22 protein-coding genes and 1 tRNA gene are annotated in these 18969 nt (G+C 58.2%); 4 read left to right on the top strand and 19 right to left on the bottom strand.

The features are described 5' to 3' along the window. The first annotated feature begins 167 nt into the window (after positions 1-167). Positions 168-243, top strand: a tRNA-Phe gene (locus tag ABIA96_RS18825). A 177-nt stretch (positions 244-420) separates the two neighbouring features. On the opposite strand, the gene ABIA96_RS18820 is transcribed toward ABIA96_RS18825, so the two are convergent. Then, positions 421-1719, bottom strand: a complete 1299-nt coding sequence (locus ABIA96_RS18820; protein WP_354138527.1) for an AAA family ATPase — start codon at positions 1717-1719, stop codon at positions 421-423. Positions 1720-1768: 49 nt separating this feature from the next. Continuing rightward, on the bottom strand, positions 1769-2500 hold the full coding sequence (locus ABIA96_RS18815; RefSeq protein ID WP_354138526.1) for a hypothetical protein: 732 nt from the start codon (positions 2498-2500) through the stop codon (positions 1769-1771). A 52-nt stretch (positions 2501-2552) separates the two neighbouring features. On the opposite strand from ABIA96_RS18815, the gene ABIA96_RS18810 reads away from it, so the two are divergent. Further along, positions 2553-2810 carry a hypothetical protein gene (locus ABIA96_RS18810; RefSeq protein ID WP_354138525.1) on the top strand — a complete coding sequence of 86 codons (258 nt, stop codon included), beginning with the start codon at positions 2553-2555 and terminating at the stop codon, positions 2808-2810. A gap of 253 nt (positions 2811-3063) precedes the next feature. Here the strand turns inward: ABIA96_RS18810 and ABIA96_RS18805 are convergent, their stop codons facing one another. After that, a complete protein-coding gene (locus ABIA96_RS18805) occupies positions 3064-4362 on the bottom strand; it encodes a toll/interleukin-1 receptor domain-containing protein (protein WP_354138524.1) in 1299 nt (432 codons plus the stop codon). Between the two features lie 192 nt (positions 4363-4554). Here ABIA96_RS18805 and ABIA96_RS18800 point away from each other — a divergent pair, with 192 nt between their 5' ends. Then, entirely contained in the window at positions 4555-5532 is a 978-nt protein-coding gene (locus ABIA96_RS18800) for a COG3904 family protein (protein ID WP_354138523.1), read from the top strand. A 157-nt stretch (positions 5533-5689) separates the two neighbouring features. Here ABIA96_RS18800 and ABIA96_RS18795 read toward each other — a convergent pair whose 3' ends face one another. The 3 genes from ABIA96_RS18795 to ABIA96_RS18785 form a co-directional block, all read right to left on the bottom strand. After that, complete coding sequence (locus ABIA96_RS18795; protein WP_354138522.1) at positions 5690-6526, bottom strand: hypothetical protein; 837 nt, start codon at positions 6524-6526, stop codon at positions 5690-5692. Between the two features lie 241 nt (positions 6527-6767). Then, complete coding sequence (locus ABIA96_RS18790) at positions 6768-7370, bottom strand: hypothetical protein (protein ID WP_354138521.1); 603 nt, start codon at positions 7368-7370, stop codon at positions 6768-6770. A 10-nt stretch (positions 7371-7380) separates the two neighbouring features. Next, positions 7381-7689 (bottom strand): hypothetical protein, encoded by a 309-nt coding sequence (locus ABIA96_RS18785; protein ID WP_354138520.1) that lies wholly within the window; start codon positions 7687-7689, stop codon positions 7381-7383. A gap of 78 nt (positions 7690-7767) precedes the next feature. On the opposite strand from ABIA96_RS18785, the gene ABIA96_RS18780 reads away from it, so the two are divergent. After that, positions 7768-8013: a helix-turn-helix domain-containing protein gene (locus ABIA96_RS18780; RefSeq protein ID WP_354138519.1), complete on the top strand. Its 246-nt coding sequence runs from the start codon at positions 7768-7770 to the stop codon at positions 8011-8013. 260 nt (positions 8014-8273) lie between these two features. Here ABIA96_RS18780 and ABIA96_RS18775 read toward each other — a convergent pair whose 3' ends face one another. The 13 genes from ABIA96_RS18775 to ABIA96_RS36640 all read right to left on the bottom strand — a co-directional run bounded on the left by ABIA96_RS18775 (position 8274) and on the right by ABIA96_RS36640 (position 18885). Next, positions 8274-8606, bottom strand: a complete 333-nt coding sequence (locus ABIA96_RS18775; RefSeq protein ID WP_354138518.1) for a hypothetical protein — start codon at positions 8604-8606, stop codon at positions 8274-8276. A gap of 182 nt (positions 8607-8788) precedes the next feature. Beyond that, positions 8789-10144, bottom strand: coding sequence for a hypothetical protein (locus ABIA96_RS18770; RefSeq protein WP_354138517.1), 1356 nt, complete (start codon positions 10142-10144; stop codon positions 8789-8791). A gap of 269 nt (positions 10145-10413) precedes the next feature. Continuing rightward, on the bottom strand, positions 10414-11169 hold the full coding sequence (locus ABIA96_RS18765) for a hypothetical protein (protein ID WP_354138516.1): 756 nt from the start codon (positions 11167-11169) through the stop codon (positions 10414-10416). 811 nt (positions 11170-11980) lie between these two features. Further along, on the bottom strand, positions 11981-12175 hold the full coding sequence (locus ABIA96_RS18760; RefSeq protein ID WP_354138515.1) for a hypothetical protein: 195 nt from the start codon (positions 12173-12175) through the stop codon (positions 11981-11983). Further along, positions 12172-12558, bottom strand: a complete 387-nt coding sequence (locus ABIA96_RS18755; protein WP_354138514.1) for a hypothetical protein — start codon at positions 12556-12558, stop codon at positions 12172-12174. The genes ABIA96_RS18760 and ABIA96_RS18755 overlap by 4 nt, the downstream gene beginning before the upstream one ends. Next, positions 12555-13001, bottom strand: a complete 447-nt coding sequence (locus ABIA96_RS18750; RefSeq protein ID WP_354138513.1) for a DUF5681 domain-containing protein — start codon at positions 12999-13001, stop codon at positions 12555-12557. The genes ABIA96_RS18755 and ABIA96_RS18750 overlap by 4 nt, the downstream gene beginning before the upstream one ends. Then, positions 12988-13191: a hypothetical protein gene (locus tag ABIA96_RS18745; protein ID WP_354138512.1), complete on the bottom strand. Its 204-nt coding sequence runs from the start codon at positions 13189-13191 to the stop codon at positions 12988-12990. Before ABIA96_RS18745 ends, ABIA96_RS18750 begins: the two co-directional genes overlap by 14 nt. A gap of 6 nt (positions 13192-13197) precedes the next feature. Continuing rightward, the gene (locus ABIA96_RS18740) at positions 13198-14244 is read right to left on the bottom strand and encodes a hypothetical protein (RefSeq protein ID WP_354138511.1); all 1047 of its coding nucleotides are present in this window, start codon (positions 14242-14244) and stop codon (positions 13198-13200) included. Positions 14245-14582: 338 nt separating this feature from the next. Further along, on the bottom strand, positions 14583-16235 hold the full coding sequence (locus ABIA96_RS18735; protein ID WP_354138510.1) for an esterase/lipase family protein: 1653 nt from the start codon (positions 16233-16235) through the stop codon (positions 14583-14585). Positions 16236-16411: 176 nt separating this feature from the next. Continuing rightward, complete coding sequence (locus ABIA96_RS18730; protein ID WP_354138509.1) at positions 16412-16543, bottom strand: hypothetical protein; 132 nt, start codon at positions 16541-16543, stop codon at positions 16412-16414. A 148-nt stretch (positions 16544-16691) separates the two neighbouring features. After that, on the bottom strand, positions 16692-17000 hold the full coding sequence (locus ABIA96_RS18725; RefSeq protein ID WP_354138508.1) for a TSCPD domain-containing protein: 309 nt from the start codon (positions 16998-17000) through the stop codon (positions 16692-16694). After that, the gene (locus ABIA96_RS18720; RefSeq protein WP_354138507.1) at positions 16997-18613 is read right to left on the bottom strand and encodes an AAA family ATPase; all 1617 of its coding nucleotides are present in this window, start codon (positions 18611-18613) and stop codon (positions 16997-16999) included. The genes ABIA96_RS18725 and ABIA96_RS18720 overlap by 4 nt, the downstream gene beginning before the upstream one ends. Then, on the bottom strand, positions 18613-18885 hold the full coding sequence (locus ABIA96_RS36640; protein WP_502918829.1) for a winged helix domain-containing protein: 273 nt from the start codon (positions 18883-18885) through the stop codon (positions 18613-18615). The genes ABIA96_RS18720 and ABIA96_RS36640 overlap by 1 nt, the downstream gene beginning before the upstream one ends. Positions 18886-18969 lie beyond the last annotated feature (84 nt).

Here is an 18969-nt window from a genome sequence, read left to right as displayed (position 1 = left end):
TCGAAGCGCCGCGCGCCAGCCGCGGCAATCCCGTCCCACCTTGTACACAGCCGCGCCGCGCCCCGCGAAGCCGAAGGCGAAGCGTGGGTGGACAGGCAGCCCCCGGCCCACTATAAACCGCCCGCTCGATGGGCCTTGACCTTCTCTTTGGGTCGTTCCCTCAGCACGCCCAGGTAGCTCAGTTGGTAGAGCATGCGACTGAAAATCGCAGTGTCGGTGGTTCGATTCCGCCCCTGGGCACCATTTTCCCGTATTTTTTCAAATACTTAATTGGACGAGCGCCCGGTTACGCTGGATGCTTTTCCGTCAGGGACGCGCTGGGGGCGTAAACTTGTTGGCCGGCCACTTCTGCAAAAGGCATCCCATGGGAGGCTGCAGCACGCTTGTGGTCTCGCTTTGTACCAGCTTCACTAGCGATCATTAGCGTTCAATAGGCCCGTTTTGCTCCGCAAGGACGTTGATCACGCTGGCTGTGTCGCCGACCGAAAGTGCTGGCTCGGCTTTTTTCTGTGTTTCGCGGGCCTTTATCCATACCGCGAAGGACCGGGTCGGGAGCCGGTACTCACCCCGCGCCCTTGGATTGGACAGGATGATTTTTCTTTCTCGCAGAGCGCTGAGGGCATTGTTGACGATGGATTCTTTCACGCCTGAATTGTTAATGATCGTCTGCCTGCCAACCCAATCGTCCATATGGTCCGCCATTGCGATCAGGACTCGCCGATAATCTTCTGAGCCGATCTGGTCGATGTAGAGGTCAGCGAAATATTTCCTGCCGAGCTGGTTTAAGGCCCCGTGCTCGTTGAACGTCCCCTGAAGCACATCCGAAACACTGATTATGTTGTCGCTGTCCGTTGCAAAAGAGCAATGAGCGAACTCTTGTAGAAAGTGGGGGTACCCCTCTGAGAGGTTGGCAATCAGACGCTTTGCGTCTTCCAGAATTTCGATCTCGGTGCCGCTGGATTTGTTTGCTTGCTCGATCCCTGTATCGATGACCCTCATCCGCTCTCCGAACTCTAGCGGCTTGAGTTCCAAAATATTGAAAATTCTCAAACTCGATTCATGAGACTCGCGAAGTTTCTGCATCAGGTCCGGCAATCCGCTTAGGCCTATACAAACCCGTTCGCACCGACGCCGAGAAAGTCTCTCCGTCAGCAGCTTGCATAGCTGTCCCAAGTGAGCGTCGCTGGGTGGACGATCCGCTTCGTCGATCAAAATCAGAACGCCTTCAATCGCTCCCATGGATTCTTCGATCAAGTTCACCAGTACGTCGGTAAGCTCGTCGAGGCGTCTACTGTTCGTAGCAACCGGCTGAGGGCGATCATACTTGATCCCAGATATTTGAAAGCGGCTCAGAAATTCCCAAGCCTTTTTGCAATTTTCTAAAAGGGAATCTCGCGTAGAAATCTGCCTCTTTAGTTCTCCCAATATCGCGTCAACAATATCGTCGTACCCCATTGCAGCGTGGAGTTCGATGTTCACAACGACAAAGCTGAGCCGATTTTTGCCATCATAAGTCGTGTCACCTTTGGCTAAGTAGTCCACCCAAAGGCACAACGACGACTTGCCGATGCCCCTTTCTCCCTCGATTATGAAATGCTGAGGATTGCCATCGCGAGCCTGTAATAAGGATTGCTCTACGACCTCGATTTCTTCGATCCGCCCGACAAACATGCCAGGTGACACGACGCTTCCTGGGCGAAACGGATTAAGCTTTGGCATGGGCTACCCTAGCACGACTATCTCTTCGCTTCCGGCCGGCGTGTTGCACCTATTTTTGATACAGCGCGGGTTTCGCTTGGATGCTCGGCCAAAGTTCCCTGACCTGTCGACACGCAGCGCGGATGGCTCGCAAGCGTGCAGTATGGTCTGGCGCTGGTCCGATTTGCTCCGCAAGGCGGAGATCGGCCACAAAGCACGAGTCCCGATCAACAGTTCCGAGGCTTTTGTCCTGGGCTTCAAGCAAGATCTGCATCAAAGCGACCAAGTATCGCGCCAACTCTCGGCGGTGTTCCCCGCGGCGCTCTTTCGTTGCCTGCATTTTGCAAGCTTCTGGATCAGGAGCTTTGGCAACCCGCAACATGCCTGCCCCCAACCGCTGCCCGCTTCCGCCGCCACCGACGAGGAAGTCTGGCCGGATCGAAACGGTCACGCCCTCAATATCGACAGCTTCGAAATTCGGAGCCGCCGCGAGAGACATTCTGCGCATCCCCAGCGCATTTTCTCGCTGCTCGAATAGTTGAACGATTTCAATGCATCGCAGTGCGTCTTCGCGGGCCTTTGGCTTGATGCCAGGCTCCGCGGCTTTTATGGTTAACTCTTCCTTAACCCGGATCAGAATCTCTGGGGAACGTCGAGGGTCTGCATTGTACTCACGTAGCGCTCTCACCGCGTCGCCATTGGCTGTCACGATCGGAGGTCGCGAAAATTTGCAATCGTGCAGCACGTTCTGCTGCCCGTCCGGCCGCATTATCAAGTATTCGGCCAAGGCTGCTGCCGACATCCGCGGCTCTGGTCGCACTCGCACGGATTGATGAAGAACAGGACTCATCGACATGGACGAAGACCTTTCTGTCGCGATCGACAATCACAGAACACTGTGGCTCACGGAAATTTCGCGAGTCACGTATGAAGATCAAGCTCTCGACCAACTTGGGGGGGATGGGGGGCTGTTTGTTGTTCTGGAGGACTGCGCAGAAGGTACCTTTGAGGTGCTCGCTAAAGCCGCTTCAACCTGGGCCGGACAATCCCTCTTGAACCTGTTTGCATCACGCCTTCGAAACCCGAATCACCTCGTGGTCGTCTCTCAATAATTACTACCAAAGGGTAAAAATCGAGTTAATCGCTTAACACTTTATTAGCATTGCCTTGGCTTGACTCCCCGCAAGTAGGCCCAAAGTCAGGTTCGATTCTTAGGCGGCGGTCTTGTCCACAACCACGATGCGCAGCGCCTCGCTCATGATTTGAGCCACTAGGGCGGATAATCTGACTCTCGCGCGTTGATAGCGCCATTAAAAAGCAGAGAACAGAGCGGCGGCGAAGGCCACTCGCCTTCGCCTTCGTGGCTTACGAGACGTCGCCCCTCTCGAACCGGCGCACGATGTTTTCGTAGACCTCCTGTGCGAACTCTTGGAAGTCGAAGAGCATGAACATGGGGGCACACACGCGCTGCACCTCTTCGACCAGAGTATCACGAAGGGCGCCGAGTACGATGACGGTCTCCGTCTCCGACATCTGCTCGTGCGAGGCCGGCGTATCGAACAAGATGCGGTTGCCTCCGACGCTCTTGAGAGTGCGTCCGCGAAGGCCCCGGTGCGTCACGCGAACGCTGAGCTTGGCTTCAGTCGTTGCGCCCAGGGCGGTATAGAACCTGCCGGCGAACATCAGCGCTTCTGTCAAACGAACGATGCGCGTGTTGAAGAACAAGGCATCCGGCGCGCCCTGTTGATCCTCGAAGTACCCTTGCATCGCGTAGAAATCGCCGTTCTTGCGCGCTGCCCAGTAGTCGTACGATTTCCGCTCCTTGATCGATATTTCGGCGCGAATACCGTCGCCGAAGGGTCTCGGCTTGCTGTCCTCCCGGTTCTCGAGCGTCACAGCAAACGGCCAGCCGAACGTCTTGATCTCCGAAGCGCGCACCGCATTGAAGAGTTCCATCTGGGTCTTGTTCAGTCCGGCATGCAGCCCCATGCGAATTTCCATCCCACCGACATCGTCGATGGGCGGCATTTGGCCGGCGTCGCTAATGAAGAGCGTTGTGATCCCGCTCGCTGCCGTGTTGTGTTGCGCCTCGAACCACGGACCGCTCAGGATCGGCTCGCCTGCCGCGGTCGCGCCGCTCGGCCCCGCAACCCGCACCGGTTCGCCGGCTTCGATCACTTCGGCCTTGAACGGGTTCTCGCCGAGCCCTGGCTTGATCAAGGCCGGCGCGGCGTGGATCTCGCGCGCCAGTTCCTCCAGCTTCGGGCCGTACTGCGCGTCGTCAGAGAAGTCGATGTACAGTCGCGGCCCTAGAAAAATCGGTACCTTGCGCTCGCCGGCGTTGTTCCGGACGATGGGAATGAACTTGATGGTGTCGATCTTGGCGACAACCTCGGCTGTGACGATCAGGCGCTCGTAGCCGACACCGCCCTTGCCGCCTTCCGCCTTGGCAACGTACGCATCCGTGCAGATCATCACCACGCGATCGGCAGTGCGGATGCCATCGGCCATGAATGCAGCGACATCCTGTCCCGGCACCAAATCCCATTGATCGAGCGTCGCGTCGACCCCGAACTCTCGCAGCGAAGCGGCCACGCGCAGCGCCCATGCCTTGTGGTCCGACGAGTCGTGCGAATACGAGATAAAGACCTTGGGCGCGGGCATCTGCTACTCCGAATCGGCAGGGGAGATTACAGCGCGTCAGCGACTGCAGCGAGTAGCCGATTACCTAGATCAGGACGAAAGCCGCTGTTCGTCTCGACTGCTTTCGCTTGCGCACGCCCCAAGGTTGCGGAACAATATACTGCAAGGGGGCCTTCCAAAATGGCTATTCGACGCCGGTCGGGTTTACTCACGATGCTGCTCTTGGTCGCAGCATTTTCAAACCGCGGCGAATCCGCGGAGGTCAAAATAGGGGTCGGCAAGTCCGGCCAAGCCACCATCTGGATCACTGGTGAAATTGTTCCCGGCGACGCCGACAAGTTCTCTCAATCGGTTCGTCAGGCAAACGATTCTGGGAAGTTCGTCGCGAACGTGAGGCTAGACTCTCCCGGCGGCAATTTGCTTGAGGGAGTGAAAATTGCCGACGCGATAAGGTACGGAAAGACATCTACGAATGTGGGCAAGACGGCAGTCTGCGCGTCGGCATGCTTTCTGATGTTTGCGGCTGGTTCGACCAAGAACGCCGGTTATGGCGCTCAGATTGGAGTGCATGGAGCTTCCGGCGAAAACGGCGAGGAGACAGCCGCGTCCGGTGCCGCCACAGTGTCTATGGCTAAGATATCAAAGGAGCTTGGCGTCCCATCCGCGATAATTGGTCGGATGGTCGTCACATCTCCCCAAGATATGGTTTGGCTAAGCCCTCAGGAACTTCAGTCGATGGGCGTCACGATGATGGGCCGTCCATCCCAATCAGGTCCGGCAGTAACCAACCTGCAGCAAACTCCCGCAAAGGAGCCCTTGCCGCTCTTGCCGTCGAATAACGGGGTCACCGCTTCTCAAACTCCCAAGCCAAGCGCTACGCCGACCTGGGCCGAGGTCGTAAATCGAGCCATGGAACGTTCTGCTAGTCAAAATAACGGCAAGCCGCTTTTCAGTCGCTCCTGCCAGCCCGAACTAAAGGTTTGCAACATCGGTGTGAGCTACGTCGATAATCAGGGCAAAGTCGCTTTTGTGAAGACTGTTGAGGATATGACGGGCAAGGTGATCGTGCGCGAAGCCTGCACGTTGAACGACTTCAATGATGTTCGCACTTGCATCAACTGGGACAACGGCACCTCTCACCGCGACATGAAAGACAGCAATGGCGCCTGGTCTAAGGTGGCCGACGAGTAGACGGCGAGCAACAGAGACCGCCAGCGTGAACCGGCGGGCCCTGCTGTAGGAGCTAGTTTTCCTTGCTGGTCACGAGAGGATCCCTGGTCTCGGTGTCGATTTCCAGGCTCTTCCGTACGGCACGAGGGCGTGTGGGGACGCCTCTTTCATTAGGGTCTCACGCGAACTGCTCGCCCAGATCCTTGGCTGGCGTACCGCCTACGAACTCAATCATCAGCTTTCGAGCCATCTCGATATCCCAGTCAGCATCCTTGTCGGTGTCCGTCCAGCCGCCTCGCATGACGCAAGCGAGCAGCACCAGTAACTTCGAACGGCGCCCCTCAGGCGTGCGGGCGGGTATCGTCCACATTCGCTTGATCAGCTCATCCCGCTCAACTGCATACGGTTCAGTGAGCTTGACGAGGCGATTGTGTTCCTTCGATTCGGGCATGGCTTTTACGGCTTCCCACCTTTCTTTGGCCGTTGAGTGGACGCCTTCAGTCCACCGCAGATCCTCGAGCCGATGAAGTTCGCCCACCCAAGCCTCTTGGAGCCGATATATTTCCTCGGCATGTTCGTTGGCGCTTTCATCGAGTTCAAAAATTTTCTCCTCCAGCGCAAGCAATTCAGTATCGATTGCCATGTTCGCCCAATCCGAATGGCGCGCGCCCCCGCAAATCATCCCAATGGGATTTCCGTCATGGACCCAGTCGAGGCTCTGGCCATGCGAGCTGAGAAATTGCTGAGCTTGGTATAATGCCGCCGTGTCCTCATCCTCATCTTTGAAGGCGGGTCCGTGGACCTGCCGGCGGAAGTAATCCAGGGTGAGCGTCGCACCCTGCTCATCCATTTTCCACCCTTCGTGGATGTAGCATGTGCGTAGGAAGCCCACGATTTGCTCGACGCGAGCCAAGATAGTTTCATTGTCGATAGCAAGCGGGGGCTCAGTGTGGGCCTTAGCGACGACGGCTGGTGCGGCAGCGGCGACTGCCGCGGACGAGACAAACATATTCATGACTGACCTCCTGCTGATCTGTGCCCCGGCCTGAAGAATGTTTGAGCGGATGGATGGTTCTGGCCGCCCTGATCCGGGCTGGCATGCGTCGGGCCGCCTTTCCAGATGAGAGAAAGATGTTGAAAATTGTCCGGCGCCTTGGGCGCCTTTAGCCACCGCGTTGCTCATGTGTTTTCTCGAGGTTGTGGGTTCAATTGGACTGAGCACCGCCCGTGCTCAGTTTGTCGTTGGGCAGGCAAGCTTACGGTTGCTTCACCTCCTTCCGGGCTTGCCAACCAAACAGTTGGGGCCAAAGGGGATCGAAGCATTCGCACAAGGCCTGAAAGGCAGCCTGAGCGGCACTCTCGATCAGCTCGATATGCAGACGCGGCCAAACGGCCGTCGCCTGAACCTGCGGCGTCCAATGACTGGAGCTGAAACCCTTCCGGACGCCGTCAATGCTTTCGTGGAAGTAGCCTTCGCACTGCCCTACCGTGCCGAACCTCAGCGCTAGTACGCCTATGGCTCGCTGTTGCTCAGGTGAGAGCCGATCCCACGCCTTGCCAGCGTCAAACGACGCAAGCTCGTGGAACGTGGGCAGGCGATCTGAAAGCGGGATTTCGGCGCACGCGTTTTCGTTTGTCGCAGTGTGGCTGTCACGGCGGACTACGATGATTGTGCCGGCGTTCCAGACCGCCACGCGGCCGAAATGGCCCTTGCTCAGAGAGACCTCGACCTTTCCGCGCGGCGTAGCAACGCCAGTGCTCACGCCGAGGACGGTTTCGCCCGAGCTGGTGATGTCGCCGCTCATGAGGGCGCGGGCCGGTACGCGGACGCGCTGGGCATTTTGGGTGATGGACAGCATGGGTTGCTCCTCAGAAGGCCGAACGGCGCACGCCATCGCGGGCGGTGCCATAGGGGGTGATGGTGGACATTGCGACGGGCAGCCCGTGGCGCTGCCGCCAAGCGCACTGCATCTCGGGAATCGTATCGGCGATCATGCGGACGGCGCTGCGAAGGGAACGAGGGCTAATCTCGCCCCAGGTCAGCATCGCCTCCCGGTGAGCGAGCCCCTTCAGGACCCACATCTTCACTTCGCCGGTTTCCTCGTCGATCAAGTTGCGGATGGTGAGGGTGGCCGCGGGCGCAGCTCCGCCGTTCACCGGGAAGGCGTTGTTTCTCATCGGGGTTGCCTTTGGGCTTCTGTCTTGATACAAAATGGATCATAGTCATGATCCAAAAAGTGTCAAGCGGGATTTGCAATGATTTCGATCGAACAAATAAGAGCGGCTCGCGGCCTGCTCGGCTGGTCTCAGACGCAGCTGGCAGAAGCCGCCGAGCGTTCGTTGCCTACGATCAAGCGCCTAGAACGTGAGGCAGAGGATGGCCCTGCTGTTTCCGATGATGTTCGTGAAGCGGTTCGAAAGGCACTCGAGAAAGCTGGGATCGAGTTCATCCCCGAGAACGGTGGAGGTGCTGGCGTGAGGATGAAGAAGCGGAAGCGCTGATTTTTTATCCGGAAGTACCCCACCCATTTTGGGGCCCCAGCCGTTAAACTTGCGAGAGACAAAAGAGGTTTTTCGGGCAAGGGCTGGCTGGAAAACGTCAGGCAACTTACCCACCCCATAAAAGGGGAATTATTTGCTGCCGAAAATGCGAGTTAGGCCGGATTCTAAAGGGCGAGAAATGGATGGGAAAATCCAAATAATTCGAATTTTCCGGCTCTTAAAGGTTGGAGATGCGATGCAGTTCGTTCCGTCGATGCCGGTTAAATCGACGGGTCCCACGCCAAGGTTATGGCTTCGACCGCACCGCTGGGGGAATCTTCGATCCGCTCAATAAACCCCGCATGCTCAGCAATCTTCATGCATCCGTAGTCCATCCGCTTGGCCACTCTACCTAGGGTCAAGAAGTTAATCGGAAGCGTCCTCGTCCCTGTCTGTTCAGCGAGGCGAACCAGATTTCTATAGAACGCCGACTGACGACCCGTTTGCTTGGCCGGAGCATCCGCGAATTGAGCTGCGGGCCGCGGGTTGCCAGGATTGCTCAGAGTCTTTGCGCCCGGCGCTTCTTCCCATTCGAAATTCAAAGTAACGGTCATGGTTTTGGTTGTCCTCTAAATCAACGCTCGCATGGCCACTAAGTTGACGGCGTAGCGCGCGACAAGGTGTCTGCGTTTGTAGGATAGTTGCGCTCCTCTGAGCACCGCATGTTGTCACGACCGAGAGCATTCCAAGCCGCTAGGGGTTACGTTAAGTTACCTCGCGCAGTCCGAGAAGTTCTTCAAGGTTGGAGATTTCGAGACGAAAGCCATCTACTGATGGATGTGTCAGCCCAGTTGGGCCGCCACGAAATCCACCGTATGTCCCGGTCGTCGAGCATTGCCTTAACTTCGGCGGGTGTGGCCTTGCCCATCGCCACGAGCTCATCAGTCTTGAACTCATCCAGGACGAACGGCTTGCCCGCCTGGCGGCAAACCATCTTGACGAAGCAAGCCACATCTCCCGGCATAGCCGCCACTGAGCTAGCCTCGCTTAAGAGGTCTCTTTCACTGTCGTAGAGCGATTGCCGAAACTCCGAACTCAACAGCAGCAGCGCGGTTTCTTGACGATCAGAGAGGACCAGCCGCAACAACAGCGCCGCGACCATGGCATCTCTGCATCTGTTCGCGCCGATCCTCATCGCAAGCCAGCCCTCACCGACACGGTTGAACGTTGCCCCTAACCCAATGGCCAGGGCGAAAATCAGATCGAACTCGGCATTGCCGAATATGCCATGCCCAAGCCATTGAACGATGCAGGCGGCAAGAGCGACCCCAATATGAAGGGCGGTGAACTGCGCCGGGCGGGATTTCCGATCGAACATGGCCCAGGCGGCCCATATCAGCAACGCCAACGCGCACCACTGCAGATGCCCAAGATTGCCCATGATGTTCGACCAGGCGTATTGGCGCGGCGCCAGCAGATTAGGGATGAAGTTTGAACCAAAGATCAGAACGCACACGGCGAGCCCGACCAAGACGGCTTCTGCACTAGCTCTAAAAGCGTGCAGCGCGAACTTGCTGCGGACCGCGTACAGCCATGCGAGCGACACCAGCGGGACCGCGATATTGTTGTGCTTCCAAAACCCGCCCACGACCATCAAGAGCACTGCCGGTATCGGAGAGGCGCCTCGTTCGTTTCGCCGCAAGAACCAAATCAAACCGGCGCCCATGATTGCGAGGCCGGCTATCTGCGGATCGTTGGCGCCGATGTAGATTGTCGAATTGCGCGCCATGATGGCGAGATACCAGAGCGAGGCCACCATGGCACCGAGACGCCCGCCCGTCAGTATCCGAACCGCGGCGAACACCTCGATAGCGAGCGCTCCCAAGCCGACCAGCGAGAGCCAGCGTCCAACGTAAAGGCTATCTACGTGGAGCACCTTGCCGAGGAGACCGACCACGTAGAATGACAGCGGCGGATAGTTATTCCCGATCAGACTCTCTGGTGATGGATAGAGAGGCGCCCACCCCGCAGCTGCGTCCTGCCAGAAGGCATTCCAAGACTCGGTGAACCATATCTCCATGAGAAATTGAGCCCGCCAAATCGGCCAAGCCAAGAAGTACGCTGCCGCAACGGAAAGCAGCGCAACGTACACTATCGAGCGCGCATCCACCCGCGAGACTGGGTGTGCGCCAGCAATTGAATAAGACAATAAGGAGCCCCCCGGCCCTTGTGATATAAAAGGGAGCATTAGCGCTCCCCTACAACTTGAGCAAGTACCAAAAAGTCGGATGTCAGCGTGCTGGGTAGGTGGGGGAGGCTATCTACATCAATCAGGGAGACGACGAGGAATACTGACAAGTCGATGACGACGGCTGAGACATCATTGCCCGCGGTCCCGGAAGTCTCTGACCACCATAGCGTCTATTTGGGGTCCTCAAACGAGGGCCTGCCAATCTTCGCCGTCAACTCGGCAATCCGCGTGTCGTCCTTCGCTTTTATCGCCTTGCGAAGCTCTTTCAGGTCGGCGTGGCTAAATCCAGTACTTCGGTTCGCCCCTCTGCGGTGAGAAGCGTCTATCGCTGCGGCAAGCCGCTCCCCTAATCTCCGCTTGGAGGTCTCCGGTGGACCGAGGTCCACATCGTCCCAGCTGGCTGCCAGCCCTTTCTTTATTCGAGGTTGCGGCTTGGGTGGTGGCGGGGGACGCTTCAATTCCTCGAGCGTCTTGATCCCTTGCTCGATCACTCTTTCGGAATGCATACCGCCAAAGGCCGGCTCTTCGCCGAGAACCTTGTGCGCTGCCAGGCGGAGCGCTCCCTTCACAATGTCATCGAAGCCATCTGCGCGGAGCCAGCGCCGACGGCGCCATTCATCGTCGTTCGAATAGTCCATTTCGGCTCTGGGTACGAGAAGCGCTTCCCGAAGCTCTGGAACCGACATCCCCCGGTCCGACTGCTTCTGGAATTTGTTGATCGCCTCCACGAGTATGGAAAGCCGGCGCACTAGATAGGCGGCTTCCGTATCGTTGCCCGCCATCGCCCGAAGCAGTGCTGCGGCAAACTGGGATAATGCGCGCTGCGCCTCGTCCTTGGCCCACTCAATCTCTCGATCGGCTCGAGCGCGCGGGTTATCGCTGACCACTCTCAGAGAAGGCGGCTTGTCCTCATCATCGTCCTGCACCGAGCGGCCTCCCCCTTCCTCACCAGACCCTCCAGAGGATCAGACCAAGAAGTACTGCTTGCAGGACTAGAACCGCAAGCAATACGCCGAACCGCGCGCCGGCCTCGGATTCTATGTCGTCAAGGTTCTCACACACGTAGCGACGGAAGTTTTCCTCGCTTTGAAGAACCTCATATTGTGCGTTGAAGGACCATCGTAGAAAATTCGATCGTGTCATGAGCCCTAGCCCCCCACGGACATCCAACCGCAACCCACAAGCGAGATCAAGGGGCACACTCGGGACTTTCGTCGAGCCTGTGGTATCAATCAGATGACGCGCGGTCGAGTTTAGTGCAGTAATCCATCGGTCGAGCAGTGCCGCGCCTGCCATTCCTCGACGGAGAGGGGGTGTCGCCGACCTCCATCGTAGAGCACAACGTGTCCTCTAAAGGCGATATGAGCCAGACCGGCCGCCAGCCACTGTTCGACGGTCTCGAGGCGCAACGGGAGATCGGTCTCCGGTATGGGGCAGATAGCGACGACGACGTTAGGGGTGCCCTGACCCCGGCCACCCTCGAGCTTTTCGATCCTCTGCCTAAGCTTCCGAGTCATAGATCAGCCCTCAGACCGGCGGCAACGGCCGCAGCACGCTGTTGGGGGCTGGCCTGGGTAATCCGCCGCTGATGCAGGTTGAGTTCCTGCAGCGCCCCGTGGTCGCCCGCCACGGCGCGATCAGTGAGGCATTTCCGGCGTTCGGACGAGAAGTCTGGCAGGCGACGATGACGCTGCTCAAGCTTGGCAACGCGACCTTCAAAATTTGCGACGCTGCGCGTCAATGGACGGGGTACCAGCCGGTCAGCGAAAGAAAGCCATCGCGCGGGCCGACTTTCCCTGTTGCGACCAGTTCGGCAATCTGCCGCTCTCTGTCGGCGCGATCCGCGGCCCTGATGAAATGCACCACTCGATCACCGACAGACTTCCGTCGCTCCAGCAGTGCAATGCGCTTATCGATGGATCCTCGCGTCATGTCGCCACTCCGAAAACTATATGCAGCAGATCGCTGTCGGCCAACTCTCGCAGCCCGCGCGCTGAAACCGGAGGGGTCTGCGCAAATCCAGGATCACGCGGACAAGCGCCTTCTACTGCGCGGCCAAGGGAACGCGAGAGATATTCGTTTTCGACGGCGCCGAGTTCTGATGACAGCCGATTGTTATACCATCGTGGCTCAGGTAGCGGGTCGTCGCCGAACCATTCGGCGCAGATAACCCGATCGCCGGATGCAAACCTCGCACCGCTGATAGCTGCCCTCACGTCGGTATCGGGTCGACGCCAAACCAGCAGCAATTCGTCGGGTCGCTGGCGGCTGGCTTCCAGCTTAACGATCCGGTTTTCAATGTTCCGCGCGATCATTGCGAGGTCATCCTCTCCAAACGCTCCAGCCGTTCGGCCAGTTCGGCGGTCTCAAACGCCTTCACATAGCTGTCGATCAGTTTGCCGATCTCGGCAGCGTCGGATGGGGTAAGCTCGCCGGACGCGACCGCAGCGAGGATAGCAGAGACGACGGCCGCGGCATCTTGGGCGCTCTTGATATCGGGCAGCGTGAATGTCACGGGCCTGTCCTTGCGAGGGGGCATGATGCGATCGAGACACAAACGGAGGGCGCCCATGTCACCGGTAAGGGCGAGGTCAATCGCCTTCTGGGTCAGGGCGGTGGCCTGGCCGTCTAGTAGGACTTCGAGCGCCAACGTTGTGGCATTGCGGGCACCCTTGGGGCGCCCACTGGGGTTCCCGGATTGCCCCTTCTGAAACGGGCGGCCCCGCTGTTTCTCAACTGTTTTATCAGCTTCGGTCATCGGGAGCCGGCGCCGCTTCAACGATCAAGCGGAAGTTCTCATCCAGCCCGTAGCGCTGAGACTGACCAACTTCATGGTTCACATCACTGTCGGCCCAGATCACCGAACCGTCAGCATTGTTTCCCGCCTTGTTTTGGAAGCGAACGACGAATTGCTCGCCGTTGCCCGACGTAATGGTCAAGGTGATCATGTCGCCTCACATTTTGATGTAGGTCGTGGCGAGGATGGTCGGCTGGACGGTTCGGTGTGCTTGGCTGCCCGTCCCGGAAACGGAGCCGGAGACGCTCAGTGTGCCGGAAGCCGTACCGCTGACGGACAGCGAACCACCGATCCCGAACGCACCACCGCCGCCAACGCCGCTGCCAGAACCCGAAACAATCGCGTTACTACCTGTTGAGCCAGAAACGGACATCACGCCGCTTGTCGAACCGGTAATGCCTAGTGACGGCAATTGAGCCGCAGTCAGCGTCACGTTTTCGCTGCCTCCGCTGGCGCCCAATGTCGTGCTCAACGCGCCGAAATAAGATGACGTGAGCCGTCCCGCTGCGCTGTTGCCCATGTCGTCAAGACCGGCAACAACGCGGCCTCGGCAATCGGGCAACGCTAAGGTTTTGTTTGCACCGAAGTCAGCGGCTGCTGAGGCGCCCCGACCTCCAGCGACCGCAAGGCTGCTGTCGGCCCCCCAAAGATAAGCAAAAAGCGCTTGGGTGTCGGGATTGGCCCGCTCAGTAGCGCCAGAACCTGCGTTTCCGATCGTTCGACCGTTGCAACGAACCCAGCCAGTCAAAATCCCAGATCCGTAGAACTGCATAAATGCGCCGGTCTGAAAGGTGGTCGTCGGGTCAATCGTGCCGCCGCCACCCCCGCCGCCTCCCGATGGACCAACCACCAGCAGGTTGTCGCCGATGAAGATCTGAGCGCCGGCCGAGTTCGTCAAACGAAGTTTGATGAGCCCATCTGATACGAACCATTGGGGCAAGCGAGCCGCGGCGTCGCAGGCCAAAGGGTTCGGAAGTACTTGGGTCAGGCCCGAATCCGAATAGGCGTTTTGCGGCGTCGCGACCGTACCTGCTGCGATGATGAAGAGCCGGCACCCAGGCGCCGCCTTGCCCGTTAGGTCGAACTGTGGGGTAAGATTGAAGCCCGGGACGGTGCCGGCTCCCATAGCGAACGACGTCGAGAGGATCAGGGACGATACGGCAATCGTTGCTAGTCCAATCCGTCGAGCCAATTTGATGCGCATCGATCTTCTCGCAGCATTTAATGTGCTGAGAGCCTAAGAGTCTGGCGCTTTGCTGGTCCACGCGAGGTCTGTGGCTTTCGCGATGACTGTTCGTCCTGCGAAGTTTGTTAAGTCTGTTGATTTTGTGCGACGTGGGCAAAGCCTGCTCTCCGTCGTCCAACCCCGGACGGACAGTTGCGAGGCAAGCAGACACCAGATAGCAGGGCGGCATCAATTGGTCGGTCGAAAATGGACCCGTTGCGGACATTGCAGAGAATTGGCATCCTCTCGCGATGATCAATAATTGGCTTGCCGATACCCGATGTCAGGCTCAATTGACCTCAGCAACTAATACCAGCTTAGCGCGCGATCCAGTCCGCAATCCGCGCAATACACTCGCCATCGGTATAATATGCGGCATGAACAAGAGACTGATCAGCCTCAATTTGCCGAAGCAGTAAATTCAAGTCATCTTGCGTGATCACGGCGCTAGAGAACGTTTCGGAGATCACACTCAAGTTGTGTCTTATCCAATCACCTCTCCTTGCTAAAGCGCGCTCCTCAACTGCTTTCGGTATGTCTTCATACAGCCATAAGTCACTTCGCAGGGGCGGCTCCCTTTCGACAGCGGGAAGCCGCAGTTGATAACCTTCGAGCCCCATCGTCATCGCCTGCAAGACTGCCCAAGCGGAACGACGGATTCCGTATGTCAACATTTGACGTGGAATGATCTTCAAGCAAGATACTCTGTACCAACACCAACGAAGAGGCGACCAAAGCGATGAATGAAAATGATGTCCAAACAAAGCTGTTGCGGCCGCCGCCACCAAGGGTATCAGGCCTATGCTTCCGCCAATGATCAAAAGAACACTTGGGTCCTTCAAGCTAAATTCAGGGAATACGACGAATCCGCAAACTACTGCCAATAGGAAACCAAAGACGGCGTGTACGCAGAAGAAAATTGGCTTTTCTGCGGCTGGGAGATCGAAAAAGGATTTGGCCCCTCCAATGCGAGCCAAATTCTCCGACAATGAAATCCGACCACCTAGCGAGGAGATTATGTATTTGAAGATACCTGTCTTGACCGCGATCGGGTCTTCTAGACTTCGAATGTGGTGAAGTATTTGCCAAGCTTCGTCCTTTGGACTCCCGAGCGCGAGCAGTATCCCCCCGGTAGTGGTGATCGAATTTAAGAAACTTCCAACTTGGCCCGATTGTGCCCAAAAGGCATCGAGGCTTCCTGAACTTGGCTTTTTGGTTTGCCTGATCCCGCGAGAAATTATCACGAGTATAAGAAGTACGAATAGTCCAACCGGCGCCGTCAAGATTGCAGCAAGTAAGCATAGTGCTCGCCAAGACGCCTGACCAATTTCTATCGAGTTGTTTGTTGCTCGTTGAACTCGTTCTCTCATAGGAGAACTCGTATCTATGAACGGCGTGCCAATGGTTACGAATTTACCAAGTGTTTGGTTTGGTCCAAGGGAAACGATTATGTTGGGTAGTGCCTGGCGCAAAACATTGCCACCATGACTGTGCGCGACAATGTGACAGCGCCAGCCGCGAGCATGGAGCTTTCCGACATATTCGGCCAATTCAGATGCCGCTTGTGTGCGCGCAATCCAACTGTTGTCGCCGGACCACTGGAATATTGTATCTGAAGGGCAGTGCGCCCAGCACTTAGCTTGTGAACCTTTCCTCTGCAGAGCGAAGTCGAGTTTGGAAATGAACCCCTCGGGCGCGGAAGCATCACCGGGATGGTACCATGGAATGTTGCCCGGCTCTGGTGCGGCAAACGTGCCGTGGACGATGATTACGGTTTCCCTTACGCTCCCGTCGGGGTTCGTATGCGTGAGCGCACGTGGTCGCGACGTGGCCTCAGGTCTTGTCTTAGAGCCGGATGCGAGAGATCTGCTTATCCACTTCATATGAAGCAGCCGCAGGGAAATCAGCACGGCTAAAGCCAAGAACATATCGGTGTAATTATCCACCTCGGTTTTCGCTTTCTTGGTCACCTAATCCGGCCGGGGCCGACATCATCGACTTTCGTCCAGAAGGCGTCAAATCATGCACTCAATATTTCGCTGATTGTCGTGTTGCCTATGGCCCATCGCGTCATTTCGCTGCTGAACGGCAATCGGTCGTTTTAGGCGCAAAGCGGAAGTCAGCTGGATTGACCGGAGGTGCGCGCCTAGGCGAGGCACTTGATACCGAGGCGCTCGAAATACATCGCAACGACGGGGTGAGCCCGATTGCCCGTGTGGTATTCGAACAGCGCCTCGGTCTCCCCATCAAGCAACAGCTGAAAAGCAACCCGGGACACGACCCAATTCCCTCCAGCTATACGCCGGCCAATGCCGTGCACCTCGCACCAATTCCGCATGGTGGAGGCGGATCGGCCGGCATGCTTGGCCGCGGCACTGAGACTCATGCCCTCGCGCTTGTCGAACGGGCGGAGAATGAAACGGGGATCATTCTCCATAGGTCAGCACCTTATTTAAGAGCGTCGCCAAGGGGCCGGCTGAGCCCCCCGACCTTGCCAAGGCGTGCTGGATTGTTTCAACCGAGCAACCATGCTGGAGGGCCAAGGACGCGACAATCGCCGCGTCCTGAGCGTTGGTCTCGGCAGCCGTGCCGACCTTGGTGCCGTTGATGAACACCTCCGCGATCTGGCCATCCTCGAACCGGCCGATGCCGCCGGTGTAGGACTGGCCGTCGCAATCGAACCGGAAGAGCCAGTGGGCTCTCCGATCCTTCAAGCGGGATCTGAGGCCCGTCATTGCGCACCTCCGACCTCTCCATGGGCGCCCAAATCATCCATAGGCGCCCTTGTTTGGGAGGGGGCGCCCATGGGGTTTTCGGGCGCCCATGGTGCGTCCGGTAACTCCAACACGTACCGGGAACCGGGCCCGAAACCGTCCCTGGTGGACTTGATGCCCAGCTCGGTCCGGGCATCGCGGAAGGCCTTGCTCTTGCTCAGCCGCTTGTCGTCCTCCAGCAGTGCAGCCGCTCGGGCCTGACGCTCGACGTCCAGAACGTCCACCGGACCGGCCGATAGGATGTCCCTCAGGAACTGCATGACGTCCTCTTTGCCGCCGCCCGACTGGCCCTTCTTGGCGCCCCGGTTTTCGGATGCAGACAGCGCTTCGTCGATCGACTCGCTGACGTAGTCGCCCTCGAACATGACATTCGATGACATGACGTCATCGCCAACCAGGCGCTGCTCGAGCCGGAAGGCCAGCCCTTTGCACTTCTTGCCGAGGTTATTTTTGGCCTGGAGCAAGAACCGTCGCTCGTCGTCCTCCGGATCCTCGATCACGGCGAACGCGGCTCGGGCCGCAGCCACGAACGCGATCGATCCTGCGAACCGGTTCAAGGCGCTCTGGTTGCCCCCACCTCCACCCTTATTGAGGTGCGTCACGGCGACCACAGCGATGCGCAGACGGTTAGCCATGTCAGCCAACGGCTCCAGGACTTCCCGGGTCTCCACGTTCCCATTGCCGTCGCTGCCGCCCATATACGCCGAGATCGGATCGACGATGATCAGCCTGACCGTGCCGATTTTCCTCGCCATCTCCTCCAAGAGATCGACGTCCGTTTTCAGGCTGAACGTCTTCCGACCGGTCCCGTCCGGCTTCGTCGCCGCCGAGACGATGTGAACGCGCTCACGGTCAGCCCCCGCCGCCATGAGGCGCGGGATGATGGTGTCCTGCACGCCATCCTCTGCCGACATGAAGATGACATCTCCCGGGAGCGTCGAGCCTTCACCGCACGGCCAGTGACCACCGTTCGAGACAGTGGCCGACATGAACGCGGTGAGCTGGCTCTTGCCGAGACCTGGCGGACCGCCGAGCAACACGAGCTTGCCCTCGGGGATGCGGCCCGGCCAGACCCACACCAACTTCTCGGGCTCGAGGTCGCTGGCGCGGTGCGCGATCAACCGGCGCTTTAGTGGTTTTGAGCCAGACGGCGCTTGTTCCGGCTTTTGCGTCGAGGTGGAAGCCCTATCAGCATACTGGCCAATCAGTTCTTCGATCTCACGTTGATCGCGACCGAAGTGTCCGTGAGCGACTGCGATTTCAGACAGGCGATCGACCATTACGTTTTTGGGCACCCACTGGCTCGCCACGGCATCGGCCAGCGTTGCTGCCGCTTCCGTGAACACGGCCAGCTTGGCATCCTGAGATGCCAATGCCACGCTGCGCTTTACCTCGCGCAAGATTTTAGCGGCCGTGGGTCCATATTGCCGCTCGTCACTGTGGGGCGTGTCGGCTGCTTCGTCTCCGGGATGGGTCTGAGAATGATCCGAGGCCTGGGCGTTAGCTGACAGAGCTTCGGCCCGGCGCTTCAGCTCGTCTGCGGTCAGGGGCGCGCGTGATTGATGGAAGTTCATTACGCAGCCTCTGCAACAACAACGACGGGGGTTTCGAGCCGATATCGGCCGTGCATGCCGGGAAATGCCCCTGCGTGCGGTTCGCTCGTGGTCGTGATGTTCAATCCAGCCTTCCTGAGCATGTAGATGTAGTGCGAACACCTCGGACCGGGGGTCTCCAAGAGGGTGATCCCCGCTGATCCTGCGTCGATCAGCCTTCGGAGCATCCAAGCTTGGCGGCCCGTGAAGGTCCGACGTGATCCATCTGACTTCTGGATGGTGATGCTGCTCATTGCTCCACCCCCGATCCGATGCCGGCAAGGTTTGCAATCAGATCGGCTACCGCCGGGTGGACGCGGTACCGCCGCGCGACGTAG

The organism is Bradyrhizobium sp. LB11.1, from assembly GCF_040549385.1.
Lineage (GTDB): Bacteria > Pseudomonadota > Alphaproteobacteria > Rhizobiales > Xanthobacteraceae > Bradyrhizobium.
Note: the sequence above shows the minus strand (reverse complement) of the source record. Positions and strands in the feature narration are given on the sequence as shown.

Excerpts from the sequence above, each read along its gene's own strand:
- ABIA96_RS18820 (WP_354138527.1), bottom strand. The coding sequence starts at position 1,719 with ATGCCAAAGCTTAATCCGTTTCGCCCAGGAAGCGTCGTGTCACCTGGC.
- ABIA96_RS18815 (WP_354138526.1), bottom strand. The coding sequence starts at position 2,500 with ATGTCGGCAGCAGCCTTGGCCGAATACTTGATAATGCGGCCGGACGGG.
- ABIA96_RS18810 (WP_354138525.1), top strand. The coding sequence starts at position 2,553 with ATGGACGAAGACCTTTCTGTCGCGATCGACAATCACAGAACACTGTGG.
- ABIA96_RS18805 (WP_354138524.1), bottom strand. The coding sequence starts at position 4,362 with ATGCCCGCGCCCAAGGTCTTTATCTCGTATTCGCACGACTCGTCGGAC.
- ABIA96_RS18800 (WP_354138523.1), top strand. The coding sequence starts at position 4,555 with ATGCTGCTCTTGGTCGCAGCATTTTCAAACCGCGGCGAATCCGCGGAG.
- ABIA96_RS18795 (WP_354138522.1), bottom strand. The coding sequence starts at position 6,526 with ATGAATATGTTTGTCTCGTCCGCGGCAGTCGCCGCTGCCGCACCAGCC.
- ABIA96_RS18790 (WP_354138521.1), bottom strand. The coding sequence starts at position 7,370 with ATGCTGTCCATCACCCAAAATGCCCAGCGCGTCCGCGTACCGGCCCGC.
- ABIA96_RS18785 (WP_354138520.1), bottom strand. The coding sequence starts at position 7,689 with ATGAGAAACAACGCCTTCCCGGTGAACGGCGGAGCTGCGCCCGCGGCC.
- ABIA96_RS18780 (WP_354138519.1), top strand. The coding sequence starts at position 7,768 with ATGATTTCGATCGAACAAATAAGAGCGGCTCGCGGCCTGCTCGGCTGG.
- ABIA96_RS18775 (WP_354138518.1), bottom strand. The coding sequence starts at position 8,606 with ATGACCGTTACTTTGAATTTCGAATGGGAAGAAGCGCCGGGCGCAAAG.
- ABIA96_RS18760 (WP_354138515.1), bottom strand. The coding sequence starts at position 12,175 with ATGACGCGAGGATCCATCGATAAGCGCATTGCACTGCTGGAGCGACGG.
- ABIA96_RS18755 (WP_354138514.1), bottom strand. The coding sequence starts at position 12,558 with ATGATCGCGCGGAACATTGAAAACCGGATCGTTAAGCTGGAAGCCAGC.
- ABIA96_RS18750 (WP_354138513.1), bottom strand. The coding sequence starts at position 13,001 with ATGACCGAAGCTGATAAAACAGTTGAGAAACAGCGGGGCCGCCCGTTT.
- ABIA96_RS18745 (WP_354138512.1), bottom strand. The coding sequence starts at position 13,191 with ATGATCACCTTGACCATTACGTCGGGCAACGGCGAGCAATTCGTCGTT.
- ABIA96_RS18740 (WP_354138511.1), bottom strand. The coding sequence starts at position 14,244 with ATGCGCATCAAATTGGCTCGACGGATTGGACTAGCAACGATTGCCGTA.
- ABIA96_RS18725 (WP_354138508.1), bottom strand. The coding sequence starts at position 17,000 with ATGACGGGCCTCAGATCCCGCTTGAAGGATCGGAGAGCCCACTGGCTC.
- ABIA96_RS18720 (WP_354138507.1), bottom strand. The coding sequence starts at position 18,613 with ATGAACTTCCATCAATCACGCGCGCCCCTGACCGCAGACGAGCTGAAG.
- ABIA96_RS36640 (WP_502918829.1), bottom strand. The coding sequence starts at position 18,885 with ATGAGCAGCATCACCATCCAGAAGTCAGATGGATCACGTCGGACCTTC.